Genomic DNA, 13179 nt, shown 5'->3' with positions numbered 1-13179 from the left:
CCGCGCGCTTGCACCCCGCCGTTCTTCTCGCATTCGGAGGTACCATGGTCACCCGACGTCATCGGCATTCCTGCCACCACGGTGATGATCGAGATCCATATCCCGTGCGGTATCCCCCTGGCTACCGGTCCGGGCAGGATGAAGCTCTGGACGTCGCGCTGCAGCGGCTCTCCGACGCACTGAGCGCTTGCGGTGATCCACTGGCGGCCGTGGTGTCGCAGCTGACCGGCGACGAGGTCGGCTGGGCACTCAACGACATCTCGCTCGACGACCGCGAGCAAGTGCTGCACCTGCTCGGCCTCAAGTTGCGTCCGAGGAAGATCACGCCCGCGCTGTCCCAGGACGTGGCCACCTTGCTCCGGCGGCACCAAGGCCACACGCAGCGCCACGCGATCGTCCAACTGACTGCGGGGATCCGGAAACACCTGCTGGGCGCTGCTTTCGGAACTGAGCCCGAAGCCGCGGGCGAAGCCATCGCGAAAGCGAGGCCAGGGCTCGCCCGAGCCGCTGTGTGGGCCGACGGAGTCGCCTCCGTCCGGGATGCCCGAAGCTGGCTCTGGAGTGCTCGGCAACCCTGGTTCTCCCCTGAGGGAGTCACTGACGAACAAGTCGCCGCCATCGCACATGCCGCGCAGGACGTAGTGGACATGTCACCCGACTACCAGATCGGCGGGAGGAAAGTGATCGTGGCCGACCACGGGGATTCCGCCGAGCCCCCAGGCCACGAAGCCGGTGACACCGCCGAAGGCACTGGAGACGGCACACCGCTCTCGCTCGAAGAGCTAAGCAACATGCGCGACGACCTCGAAGTCGACCTGCGAAACGCCCTAGCCGCTGCGCAACGGCTCGTCTCCGCGTTGCACGAACACCGCCTGCCCAATCCCGAGGACATCGCCACCGTCACCCACGCCGCTCAGTCATTCGAAGCCGTGCTCGCGGCGCTGGCCACGGCAGGTGTACACGCGGACGACGCAAGCCTTGTGTCCGTCGACGAAGCCATCAAGCGGTCTACTTCCGACGCAGGCGATCAGTCTCTCCGAGACGATTTGCTGGCCGTTTTGCGGCTGCGGGCCCCGGAGCAGTCACCCGCTCTCGCGAGCCTGCTGCGCCAGGCTCGGACGAGCATCTCCGATCTGCTGGCGGAGAAGCCCTGGAGCGACGGGAGCCGAGCCAGCGCCGGTGTACTCGTCCACTTGAACGAGCTGGCGGGTTCCGATGTCGACGACACGCGGCGTCTCGCGCTGGTGCACGAACTGACGTCGGCCCGTCCGGAGCTGGCGCTGCTTGCTCTCCAGGCACAAGCGCTCGTGGTCGCGGAGCCACCGGGCCCCGAGGCAGCCGGAACCCAGGAGGAACCCAAGGCGCAGGCGGAGCCGGTCGGCGACGAGCGTCCGTCGGCCGAGCAGGAAAAGGACAACCCATTCGACGCGGCACCCGCCGTTCCTGCTTCCGAATCCTTCACCGGGGCCGATCCAGTAGAACCGGCCCCGCTCGTGGCGCCCGTGGAAGTGACCACGTCGGCGGAGGCCGACGTGGTGCTGGACGGCCGGACCGGCTCGCCGGACACGGAAGACTTCCGGACCGCTCAGGCGATCGCCGACCTCATTTCCGCGTCCCGGTTCGGAATGGCCGCGGAACTGATCGAGCGCTCCGCACAGCCGGCGGTCACCCCGTTGCCGGTGCTCCGCGTCGCTGCCCTGGCTTACGTGGTGCGCAGTGAGAACGGTGCATGCGCGGTCGCGTTGCGCTCGGAGCTCGACGCACTAGACGCCGGCGTCGCGCTCACCGAGACCGCGTCCCTCCTCGTCGCGGTACCGGCACTCGTTCGCACCGCGTTGGTGACCGGGGCACCGTTGGCGGGTGCGTTGCTGGCCGAGGTGGCCGCTCGAGTGGAGCCGAACCTCTCGGAGGTCGCGGCCGAGGTCGGCAAGCGTGCCCTGCGCGGAGTGCTCGCCGGTTCGGCAGCGCTGGAGGTGTTCAACGACGTCACCGAGGTCGAACGCCTGCTTTCCGCCCGGGCGGAAACCGCCAAGGGAGTGCTGCGGCCGCGGACCCTCCGGTTCAAGCGTGCCACGGACATCGCGAAGCGTTGGCTGGCGCCGGACGGCCTGATCGGCAAGCCGCTGACCACTGCGGCGAAGGACGACCGTGAAGCCGTCGACACGGTCCTGGACTTGGCGCGGAAGCTCGGAGACCCGACGTTCGTCAAGGAACAGATCGCTGTCCTCGACCGCAAGCTCAAGGGGAACAGCGGGAGATCGATCGAGGGAGCAGGTCTCCGCGACTTGGAGAACCTGGCCAGCGAGGCGCTCCAGGCGCTGACGGGCTGGGCGGAGTCCGTTGTGTCCGTGGGGCGAACCAGCCGGCCGGACGAGTGGAGTGCCGGCGAGGTCTCCGACATGCGCGCCGTGATGCTGGCCCGCCGGGACGCCGTGCTCGCCGCATTCGCCGAACGCGGCGAGCACGACGACCCGATGGTCGCGGCCGCGGCACGAGGTGGCGCCCGGGTGATGGCTGCCACGTTCGACCTCTTGGAGCGAGGACTCCCGTTGTCGGCGCGGGAACCCTCTCCTGCGCTGGCGTTGTCCGTCGACCTGCTGAAGGTGCCCGAGGCGTCGGTCAACCACATTCTGGGGAAGGTCAGTGTCCCGGACACCGTTGGGATCGAGGACCTGGTCGTCGCGTCGCGACGAAGCTGGAGTGCGGCGATAACGGACCTCACCAAAGCCCAGAACTTCGACGCTGCGCGCTTCGCCATCGAGGCTGCCGAGGACGGGTTCCTCGTGGAGTTCGACGGATCGCGAGTGGACCTGTCCGGCGACGCGGTTGCCGTGCACAACGCGGAGCACGTCAGCCGGGAATCGTTCGGTGAACTCCACGGTCAGCTGACCACGGAGCTGCGTCGTGCGCGGCTCAACGGGGAAGTCACCGACGAGCAGGACGGCGAGCTGACCAGCCGCCTCGCAGACGCGTCCAACCGGCTCGGCGGTCGGGACCTGCTGGCCGTGCGCCGCACCCTCGAGGAGGTGGCGGAGCTGCTGCCGCGCTACCGGTCGGAATCGGGACGGCGGCTCGAGGACCGCCTCGCCAGGATCGGTACCGCGGACGGCGAGACCGTGGATCGCGTCACCCGCCTCATCCGGGACGGGCAGCTCTCCACCGCCGAAGAACTCATCTACTTCCTGGAGATCGGGGAACCCCCGCCGCACGTCGAGCAGCGCGATGACTTGACCCAGTTCTTCCCCGCCGTCCCCGAAGCTCTTCCCGACGGCATCACGGAGAAGCTGCTGGGGGTGGTGCGCAATCGCGGCAGCTTGAGCTCGACGCCGGTGCTCGACTTCTCCAGGATCGTCGAGCCGGAGGTCGTCGCCCAGGCGCTCGCCGGGTGGCGGGACATCACACGCTCCCGCGAACGCGGGAACATCAGCGAACGCGAGCAGCTCCTCCCGGCGCTGCGCTTGGCGGGTATCGAGGCGCGGCGCATCGACAAACTACCCGACCTCAAGCCGTGGCGCGATCGCCGGTTCATCGACATCACCGAAGTCGACGTGGTGGGCAAGGCACTGGTGCCCGCTTTCGGCACCAAGCTCAACCGTCGCTTGCGCGTGCTGCTCGCTTGGGGCCAACCGGGAGCGGAGCTCCTGCTGAGCCACGCCGACCAGGATCCCGCACAGGGCAGTCTGCTCATCGCGCACTTCGGCACGATGAGCGCGAAAACCCGTCGAGAACTAGCCGTGCGAACAGTCGGCCGGAAGGCAGCGATCGTGGTGCTCGACGACGCCGCGCTCACTTATCTCGCCGCGCACGGCAACCGACAGATGGATGCCACCATGAGCGTCCTGCTGCCGTTCTCCTCGGTGAACCCGTACCTCCGTCACAAGCGAGGATTGGTCGCGCAGGAGATGTTCTACGGGCGCAACACCGAGCTCGACAGCTTGCTCGACCCGGACGGGACCCAGCTCGTCTACGGTGGCCGGGGGCTGGGCAAGAGCGCGTTGCTCCGCGCCGCGGGAGCGAAGTTCGAACGCCAGCGGACGTCCGGGGAGCACGTTTCGATCTACCTGAGCCTCGACACGCTCGGCATCACCGGGAACGCCGGGATCGGCGCCGACCTCGTATGGGGACACCTTAAGCGTGAGCTCGTCGACCGCGGCGTAATCTCCAGCCGGGGGTCGCAGCGTACGGACACCCACGAGGTGGTCCGCGCCAACTTACTGCGCTGGGTCCAGGAGAACCCGCAGAGAAGGGTCTTGATCCTGCTCGATGAAGCCGATCGCTTCTTCGAGGCCGACGCGCCGACGTTCATCCAGACCACCAGGCTGAAGGACCTCGGCCAAGCAAGCGAAAGCGCGGTGAAGGTGGTGTTCGCCGGCCTGCATTCGGTGCAGCGCTGGGCGAAGAGCGCCCGAAACGGGCCGTTCAGCCACCTCGCCCAGCGGCCCACGGTCATCGGGCCGCTGCGTCCTCAGTTCGCTTCGGACCTGCTGACGCGGCCCCTCGGCGCGCTCGGGTTCGCATTCGCCGACGTGGACCTCGTCAACCGTGTCCTCGGATTCTGCTCCTACCAGCCATTCCTGCTCCAGATGTTCGGCAACAGGCTGGTGGAGACCATGCAGCAGCGGCGTGGCGAGGGCGGCCTGCCGTACGTCATCACGCAGAACGACGTCGAGGTGGTGGAGCAGCACGCCGATCTCAAAGCGGACATCCGCGACGCGTTCCACGACACATTGCACCTCGACCCGCGCTACAACGTGATCGCCAACGTCCTCGCTCAGCACGCTCACGAGCACGGTCTTGATTCACGTCTCTCGGATCGGCAGCTGCGCGACGAGTGCCTCGATTGGTGGGCTGCCGGCTTCCGCAAGCTCGACGTGGAAGGTTTCCGCGCTTACCTGCACGAAATGGTCGGCCTGGGAGTGCTGGCGCCGAACAACGACGCTCGGGGCTGGCACCTCCGCAGCCCGAACGTGCTCAGGATGATCGGCACCCAAGATGACGTCGAAACGCAGCTGGCCGGGGCGGACACCCTGTCGATCCCCGAAGAGTTCATCGCTCTCGAGACCCGTCTCGCCCTGCCGGACGGGCGGCGTTCGCCGTTGACGGCCGGCCAGGTGGACGACATCGTCGGCGATCGCACGAACCAGGTCAGGGTCGTGCTCGGCTCGATGGCAACCGGTATCGACGCCGTCGCCAAAGCGATCCGGGCGGCGACCGGCGCCACCGGACAGTTCACAGTTCCCGTCATCACACGTCGTTCGCAGTTCCACGACCAGCTCGTCGAGGGGGTACCAGGAACCCGACGAGTGGTCATGACGGATCTCTTCACCCTTGAGCCACGGGCGGACGCTTGTTCTGAGGCATTGACCGACGCGAGGAACCGGTGGCCGGAAAAGGGCGGGGTCACCCGTTCGGCGGTGATCGTCGCTGGGCCGGCGCAGCTGCCTCTATGGCTGGAGGCCCAGGCAACGTCGGAGCATGACACCTCCGTGGGGATGGTGTCGCTGCGCCGCTTCAGCAGAGCATCTCTGCGCGTGTGGGCGCTTGACGGCGAGATGTTCACGAGAGACGAGCGCCAAGAGCTCCTACTCACGGTCACCGGTGGCTGGCCGGTACTGGTCGAGGAGGCCGCCGCCCTAGTCCGAAAGGGCAACAGCGAGAGCCGGGCCATCAAGGCGATCGAGAGCAGACTCGCGGCACCGGCGGGTGCGGCGGACTTCGTCGAGAAATCGGGCCTTCTGGCCGATCCAGCACTGGGGCAGGCGTACGACGCTATCTCAGACCTGGCAGGCCCCCGCGGGCTACTGCTGCCGGAGGTTGTTGCGGCGGCCGAGATGGTTGTGCCGGAAGACACGGCTGCGTTGGTCGACTGCCTCGTGCTGCTGCAGGTCTTCGCAGTCGGTGATGATGGCCTGCACCTGCCGGAGCCGGTTCTCCGGCGATGCTGGAGCCAACGAATTTAACAGAGTGTGGTGTCGGAGCGCCCCCGGTGTCACTGCACGAACTCATGCGGTGGCACCGGAGCCAGCTGAAGCTGCTGCGTTAAGACGGTTTCCGCCGAGGTGACGCTGTGACAACTGGTCAAAGGAGCGGGTGAGTCAGCCCACACGCCGGAGGCCGACGAGCAGGTACCTTGCACTTGGGTGACCGTTTGCGGGCCGAAACTCCGCTCATCGCCGCCGGCCTGACTAATAGCGAGCGCCTCTGTCGCGTACCATTGTGGAATTGGCCGATGTCTCAGAACGGTCGTCCAAGGCCACGTCCACGTCACGGCTGGAGCTGGCACGAGTCAGGTCCGGTCCGAGCGAGTCGGCCGTGGTGAGTCGACCGGTTCCCCGTGATGTGCGGAACGCCGCCCTTCACAAGGACCGGTCGATTGGCCAAGCGGCTCTTCGGCGTGGCGCTGTGGTGATCGGGTGGCTGTCGAGGTCACCGGGGAGAGCAGGAACGCAATAGCCGATCTGGAGCTTCAGCAACAGCTGGTGAAGATCCTCCGCCGTGTCGGCAAAGTGGACGAGGCCATCTCCCTGTGCGTCGTTCGTCGCGCTGCTCGAGAGAACCGGAGGCTCCCCGTTACTGTCGGACGCGCGCACACGTCTTGGAGAGGCACTGATCCAACAAGGCGAGCGCAGGAGGCCGTGCAGATTCTCTATTCAGTCCCCGAGGCTCCTGCGGGCGCCGCGACTGCACAAGTCCGTGCTTCAGCTTTCCACTTCCTCGCGACCTTGTATTCACATCGTGCACTATGGCCGGAAGCAACGCACGCGGCCCACCAGGCGGTAACTCTCGCTGAAAATTCAGGCTCACGCAGTGAACAGGTGCATTGTCTCCACACCAGAGGCAATGTGTACGCCCGGATTTCGACGTGGGCGGATACCACCGGCGACTACGAGCATGCCGCGCATCTGGCCTCGAAACTGGACACCTCCTCGGCGTCGGAGCGGAACTGAAAGTCGCGCCACCTGCTCGTAACCATGCCTACATCTGCACGCCCTCCACCGGACTGAGATTCAAGCATTGCTACGGCCGTTAAGGCACACAAGTTCCTCTCTTCGGCGATATTTATGAGCGACTGCTAGTATCCGCCTTGTCGATTCTGCTATGCCCCGACAGGCCGAAAGATCCAGATTCCCCGCAGCAAAGAAGTCAAAACTTCCGCGCGCCTGATAATACGTTCAGGAAATGGACCAAACCCGCTGGCGCCACACCGCCGAATACGGCTACGGTCCGTAGCATGAACACGCATCCCACGCACGGATGCCACGAACCCGTGCTCGAGTTCCCCTCGGACACGCGCTAACCACACGGGGCGACACCGTAGCAATCACGGTGCGCCCCTTTGGTTCGTCGAGGAGCCCTACGCCGAGTTCGCCGTACAACTGATTGAGCGCTCCCAGGTCGGCTTCCGTCAGCTTCGCTCCCACGTCACCGAGCGAGTCGATCATGGCGTGTATCTCAGCATCGGTCACGGCCACCGCGGCCTGGTTACGCTTCAACACCGTCTCCGCATCCGCCGCTCGTTTCTTCAGCACCTCGTGGTCCGCCGACCCCCGCTCCCCCGCCTGCGAGGCCAGGAGCGCCGCTTCGGTTCGGTCGACGTTCTCCCGCCGGAACAGCTCGCCGATCCAGGTGTTGAGCGCAGCAACCACGTCGCCTTCCGGCAAGTTGACGGTCCGGGGGTGCTCAGCCAGCGCCTCGGAACCAGGCGTCAGCGTGCGTGCCAGGCAGCGGTAGTAGACGTCCGAACCAGCCCTCGGAGCACGGCACCCCCAGCCATCGGTCGCGGCAGCCTTGGGTGCGACAAGGCCAGGTCGACCTCGATGTCCAACGCCGCCTGGCAGCTGAACTCCGCAGCGCAGGTCCGCATTCGCCGCTTCGAGGACGGCGCGCCGTCTGTGAGACGGATCGCAGATACTCCTATGTCCAACAGTTTGATGCCCTACTAATCTCCAGGTCATGGACATCTCGAAGGTGGGTGTGGTCGGCGGTGGCCTGATGGGGTCGGGCATCGCCGAGGTGTGTGCGCGGGCTGGACTCGACGTGGTCGTCGCGGAGGTCGGTGAAGCGGCTCTGGCCGCGGCGCGGGAGCGCATCGGCAAGTCGCTGGACCGCGCGGTGCGGGCCGGGAAGCTGTCGGCGGCCGACAGCGCTTCGGCGAGTGCTCGCCTGTCCTACACGATCGACCTGGACGAGTTCGCCGACCGGGACCTCGTCATCGAGGCGGTCGCCGAGGACGAGACCATCAAGACCGGACTGTTCGCCAGGCTGGACAAGGTCGTCACCCGGCCGGACGCCGTTCTCGCCTCCAACACTTCGTCGATCCCGATCATGAAACTGGGCATGGCGACGAGCCGGCCGGAGCAGGTCATCGGCATCCACTTCTTCAACCCGGTGCCGGTACTGCCGCTGGCCGAGCTGATCCCGTCCCTGCTCACCGCGGACCAGACAACGGAACGCGCCGCGGCCTTCGCCACCGGCGCGTTGGGCAAGACGGTCGTGCGCGCACAGGACCGGGCCGGCTTCGTGGTCAACGCCCTGCTGGTCCCCTACCTGCTGTCCGCCATCCGCATGCTGGAGTCCGGGTTCGCCGCCGCCGAGGACATCGACAACGGCATGGTCCACGGCTGCGCTCACCCGATGGGCCCGCTGCGTCTGGCCGACCTGATCGGGCTGGAGACGCTCAAGGCAGTGGCCGACTCCCTCTATGAGGAGTTCAAGGAGCCGCTCTACGCCGCGCCACCGCTGCTGCTGCGCATGGTCGACGCGGGCCTGTACGGGAAGAAATCCGGCCGTGGCTTCTACGACTACGGGAAGGGCGCCTGATGTACCGGCTGGCCGAGGAGCACGAGGAGCTGCGTGCTGCCGTGCGTGCGCTGGCGGAGAAGGAGATCGCCCCGCACGCTGCCGACGTGGATGAGAACGAGCGTTTCCCGTACGAAGCCCTGAAGGCGCTCAACTCTGCCGGCTTCAACGCGGTGCACATCCCCGACGAGTACGAGGGGCAGGGTGCGGACGCGATCGCGGCGTGCATCGTGATCGAGGAGGTCGCGCGGGTCGACGCGTCGGCGTCGCTGATCCCGGCGGTCAACAAGCTGGGCACGCAGCCGATCATCCTGTCGGCGTCGGACGAGCTGAAGAAGCTGGTGCTNNGATGGCGGTGACCGACCCGGACGCGCCGAAGAAGTCGAACGGGATTTCGGCGTTCGTGGTGCACAAGGACGACCCGGGCTTCTCGGTCGGCCCGAAGGAGAAGAAGCTGGGCATCAAGGGTTCGCCGACGCGGGAGATCTACTTCGAGAACTGCACGATCCCGGCGGACCGGATCATCGGCGAGCCCGGCACCGGGCTGAAGACGGCGCTGCGCACGCTGGACCACACCCGGCCGACGATCGGGGCGCAGGCGCTGGGCATCGCGCAGGGCGCGCTGGACGCGGCGGTGGCGTATGTGAAGGAGCGCAAGCAGTTCGGTCGCGCGATCGGTGAGTTCCAGGGCGTGCAGTTCATGCTGGCGGACATGGGCACGAAGATCGAGGCCGCCCGGCACCTCGTGTACGCCTCCGCGGCAGCCACCGAGCGCGGCGACGCGCGTGCCGGGTTCATGGCCTCGGCGGCGAAGTCCTACGCATCCGACGTGGCGATGTCGGTGACCACCGACGCGGTCCAGCTCTTCGGCGGCGCCGGCTACACCCGCGACTTCCCGGTGGAACGCATGATGCGCGACGCGAAGATCACGCAGATCTACGAGGGCACCAACCAGATCCAGCGCATCGTGATGGCGCGGGCCCTGCTGGCACGATGACACCGGAAGTCCTCATCACGACCCGGGACGGCGTCGGCTGGATCACGCTCAACCGGCCTCGCGCGCTCAACGCCCTCACCCACGCCATGGTCCGGGCGATCGACGCCGCCCTCACCCGGTGGGAGTACGACGACACCGTGCGGGCCGTCGTGATCGACGGCGCCGGCGAGCGCGGGTTGTGCGCCGGCGGCGACATCCGCTCGATCCACGACGACGCCCGCACCGGCGGCACCGCATCACCCGGCTTCTGGGCCGACGAGTACCGGCTCAACGCGCACATCGCCCGCTACCCCAAAACCTACGTGGCGCTGATGGACGGGCTGGTGCTGGGCGGCGGGGTCGGCGTCTCCGCCCACGGATCCCTGCGGGTGGTCACCGAGCGCTCCCGGGTCGGCATGCCCGAAACCGGCATCGGGCTCACCCCTGACGTCGGCGGCACCTACCTCCTCTCCCGCGCCCCCGGCGAGCTGGGCACGCACGCCGCGCTCACCGCCGCCCACCTGTCCGGCGCCGACGCGATCCACTGCGGACTCGCCGACTTCTTCGTGCCCAGCGACCGGTTGGCGGACCTGCGTGCCGCCCTCGCCGTGCGGGAGCCGCGCGAAGCCGTGCGCATGTTCGCGCAGGCACCCCCGGACAGCGGCCTGGCCGCCGATGCGGCATGGATCGACGCCTGCTACTCCGCCGACACGGTCGAGGAGATCCTCGACCGGCTGCACGAGGCAGGGTGCAGCGCCGTCGCCAAGGAGATCGGCGCCAAATCCCCGACCGCGCTCAAGGTCACGCTCCGCGCCCTGCGGACGGCCCGAGCGCTGCCCAGCCTGGAGGCCGCGCTCACCCAGGAGTACCGCATCGCCTGCGCGAGCCTGACCGCGCCGGACCTGGCCGAGGGCATCCGGGCGCAGATCATCGACAAGGACCGCGACCCGCGCTGGTCACCCGCCACACTCGGCGAGGTCACCCCGGCCCTGGTCGACAGGTTCTTCGCCCCGCCGGCACACGGCGACCTCTCCCTACTCACGCAAGGAAACCGATGACCGACACCATCCGGGTCGACCGCGGCGACGACGGCGTCGCCCTCATCACCCTCGACCGCCCCCACGCGCTCAACGCGCTGAACCTCGCCATGATGACCGAACTCACCACCGCCGCAGCCGAACTCGACCGCGATCCCACCATCGGGGCGATCGTGCTCACCGGCTCCGAGCGCGCGTTCGCCGCCGGCGCCGACATCAAGGAGATGCAGCCGCACAGCTTCAGCCACGTCTACGCCACCGACTGGTTCGCCGGCTGGGACGCCCTGACCCGGGTCCGCACCCCGCTGATCGCGGCCGTCGCCGGCTACGCCCTCGGCGGCGGCTGTGAACTCGCCATGATCTGCGACATCCTGCTCGCCGCCGAAACCGCGAAGTTCGGCCAGCCCGAGATCACCCTCGGCATCATCCCCGGCATGGGCGGTTCCCAGCGGCTCACCCGTGCCGCCGGCAAGGCCAAGGCGATGGACCTGTGCCTCACCGGACGCACCATGAACGCCGAGGAAGCCGAACGCGCCGGCCTCGTCTCCCGCATCGTCCCCGCGGACACCCTCCTCGATGAAGCGCTGTCCGTCGCCCGCACCATCGCGGGCATGTCCAAACCCGCCGCCATGATGGCCAAGGAAGCGGTCAACCGGTCCTTCGAGACCAGTCTGTCCGAGGGAATCCTGTTCGAACGCCGCGTCTTCCACTCCACCTTCGCCACCCAGGACCAGAAGGAAGGCATGGCCGCCTTCATCGAGAAGCGACCACCGTCCTTCCAGGACCGCTGACGCAACTCGCCGGGGCGGCGGATCTGGTCCCCACGGGCCAGGCCCGCCGCCCGGCGGTCGCTCCGGCCGGTTATCCGCTGGTGGCGTCAGGGAATCCAGCGGGCCGGCCGAAGAGCTGTGCGCTGCCGTGCGCGCGTTTGAAGTACAGGTGGGCGTCGTGCTCCCAGGTGATCGCGATGCCGCCGTGCAGCTGGATCATCTCCGCGGCCGCGTGTTCGAACGCCTCCGAGCAGACGGCCTTCGCGGTCGCCGCGTCCACCGGCAGATCGTCTCCGGTCAGCGCGCCGTACAGCGCCGACCGGGCGGCTTCCACGTGGACATGGACGTCGGCCATCCGGTGTTTGAGCGCCTGGAAGCCGCCGATGGGCCTGCCGAACTGGCGGCGCTGCTTGCTGTACTCCACGGTCAGCTCCAACGCCCGCGCGGCGGCCCCCACCTGTTCGGCCGCCAGCGCGACCGTGACCAGATCCCGCGCCCGGCTCAGCGCCGGCCCGTAATCTCCCAGGTCGAGACGCCGGGCCGGTGCCGCGTTCATCTCCACAGTCCCCAGCCGACGGGTGGGATCCATCGTGGTGACGTCGGCCCGGCTCGCCCCATCGACGGCAACCTCGAACAAACCCACGCCGTCGTGGGTGCGAGCGACCACGAGCAGGACGTCCGCATGGGCGGCGTCGAGGACGTAATGCGCCCGGCCGTCGACGCGGCCGTCTCGGGCACGGCACGCCGGGTGGTCCGGCGCCCACGAGCCGTCCTCCCCGGACCACGCCAGGGCGGCGATCGTGCTGCCTGCGGCGATGCCGGGCAACAATCGCCGGCACTCGTCGTCGTTCCCGGTGGCCAGGATGGCTTGACCGGACAGCACGGCCGAGCCCAGCATGGGCGACGGGGTGAGGGTCCGGCCCAGTTCCTCGAGCACCACGCAGACCTCGGCAAGCCCGGCTCCCAGGCCGCCGTGCTCCTCGGGGATGCCGAGGCCGGCCACTCCGATGTCCTCGCACAGGGTGGACCACAGCTTGTCGTCGTAGCCGAGTGGCGACTCCATCGCGGACCGGACCTCGGCCGGCCCCGACCTCTTCGCCAGCAACGCGCGAACGACCTCTCGCAACGCGCGGGCTTCGTCGGTTTCCCTCGGATCCGTTCCGTTCATCGCCGCCCCGCCATCGTCCGAAGGATGCGCTCGCGGTGGAACGCCCCGGCGCCCCAGGCGCCGGCCAGTGCCCGGACTTTGGTCAGTCGGAGGCCGAGGTCGTGTTCGGCGGTGTAGCCGATGGCGCCGTGGACCTGCAGGGCGGTGCGGGCGGCGAGGTAGGCGGCGTCGCCGGCTTTGACTTTGGCGGCGGAGATGTCCTGTGGGCTGCCGGTGACGGCGGCGCCGTGCACGAGGGGCCGGGTGAGTTCGAGGTGGGTGGCGACGTCGGCGAGCAGGTGTTTGATCGCCTGGTATTCGCCGATCAGCCTGCCGTATTGGCTGCGTTGCTTGGCGTAGGCGACCGAGGCGTCCAGCAGCCATTGCCCGGCGCCGAGCAGCTGCGCGGCCACGGCGAGAACGCCGAGGTCGAAGGCCCTGCCGCCGGTC

At 68.1% G+C, this 13179-nt stretch carries 7 protein-coding genes and 1 pseudogene; 5 read left to right on the top strand and 3 right to left on the bottom strand.

From position 1 onward, the window contains the following. The first annotated feature begins 104 nt into the window (after positions 1-104). The gene (locus ACCP09_RS36205; protein ID WP_433753403.1) at positions 105-5960 is read left to right on the top strand and encodes an AAA family ATPase; all 5856 of its coding nucleotides are present in this window, start codon (positions 105-107) and stop codon (positions 5958-5960) included. A gap of 1257 nt (positions 5961-7217) precedes the next feature. Here ACCP09_RS36205 and ACCP09_RS36200 read toward each other — a convergent pair. Next, complete coding sequence (locus ACCP09_RS36200) at positions 7218-7661, bottom strand: hypothetical protein (protein ID WP_433753401.1); 444 nt, start codon at positions 7659-7661, stop codon at positions 7218-7220. Between the two features lie 292 nt (positions 7662-7953). Between ACCP09_RS36200 and ACCP09_RS36195 the strand changes: the two genes are divergently transcribed. The 4 genes and pseudogenes from ACCP09_RS36195 (at position 7954) to ACCP09_RS36180 (ending at position 11603) form a co-directional block, all read left to right on the top strand. Next, a complete protein-coding gene (locus ACCP09_RS36195; RefSeq protein ID WP_433753399.1) occupies positions 7954-8820 on the top strand; it encodes a 3-hydroxybutyryl-CoA dehydrogenase in 867 nt (288 codons plus the stop codon). Beyond that, positions 8820-9796, top strand: a pseudogene (locus tag ACCP09_RS36190) (acyl-CoA dehydrogenase family protein). The gene ACCP09_RS36195 and the pseudogene ACCP09_RS36190 overlap by 1 nt, the downstream one beginning before the upstream one ends. After that, positions 9793-10833 carry an enoyl-CoA hydratase/isomerase family protein gene (locus ACCP09_RS36185; protein ID WP_433753397.1) on the top strand — a complete coding sequence of 347 codons (1041 nt, stop codon included), beginning with the start codon at positions 9793-9795 and terminating at the stop codon, positions 10831-10833. Before ACCP09_RS36190 ends, ACCP09_RS36185 begins: the two are co-directional and overlap by 4 nt. Next, complete coding sequence (locus tag ACCP09_RS36180) at positions 10830-11603, top strand: enoyl-CoA hydratase (RefSeq protein ID WP_433753395.1); 774 nt, start codon at positions 10830-10832, stop codon at positions 11601-11603. The genes ACCP09_RS36185 and ACCP09_RS36180 overlap by 4 nt, the downstream gene beginning before the upstream one ends. Positions 11604-11673: 70 nt before the next feature. On the opposite strand, the gene ACCP09_RS36175 is transcribed toward ACCP09_RS36180, so the two are convergent. Together ACCP09_RS36175 and ACCP09_RS36170 are read right to left on the bottom strand one after the other, a co-directional pair. Beyond that, positions 11674-12750 carry an acyl-CoA dehydrogenase family protein gene (locus ACCP09_RS36175; protein ID WP_433753393.1) on the bottom strand — a complete coding sequence of 359 codons (1077 nt, stop codon included), beginning with the start codon at positions 12748-12750 and terminating at the stop codon, positions 11674-11676. Then, on the bottom strand, positions 12747-13179 hold a 433-nt coding region (locus ACCP09_RS36170), incomplete at its 5' end, for an acyl-CoA dehydrogenase family protein (protein ID WP_433753391.1). The genes ACCP09_RS36170 and ACCP09_RS36175, both read right to left, overlap by 4 nt.

Origin of the sequence: Amycolatopsis sp. 3B14 (assembly GCF_050958625.1) — a bacterium.
Classification (GTDB): Bacteria; Actinomycetota; Actinomycetes; order Mycobacteriales; family Pseudonocardiaceae; genus Amycolatopsis_E; species Amycolatopsis_E thermoflava.
The sequence above is the reverse complement of the archived record's forward strand: the minus strand, read 5'-3'. Positions and strand labels throughout refer to the sequence as shown.

Coding starts and splice junctions, on each gene's coding strand:
- ACCP09_RS36195 (WP_433753399.1), top strand. CDS start 7,954: ATGGACATCTCGAAGGTGGGTGTGGTCGGCGGTGGCCTGATGGGGTCG.
- ACCP09_RS36185 (WP_433753397.1), top strand. CDS start 9,793: ATGACACCGGAAGTCCTCATCACGACCCGGGACGGCGTCGGCTGGATC.
- ACCP09_RS36180 (WP_433753395.1), top strand. CDS start 10,830: ATGACCGACACCATCCGGGTCGACCGCGGCGACGACGGCGTCGCCCTC.
- ACCP09_RS36175 (WP_433753393.1), bottom strand. CDS start 12,750: ATGAACGGAACGGATCCGAGGGAAACCGACGAAGCCCGCGCGTTGCGA.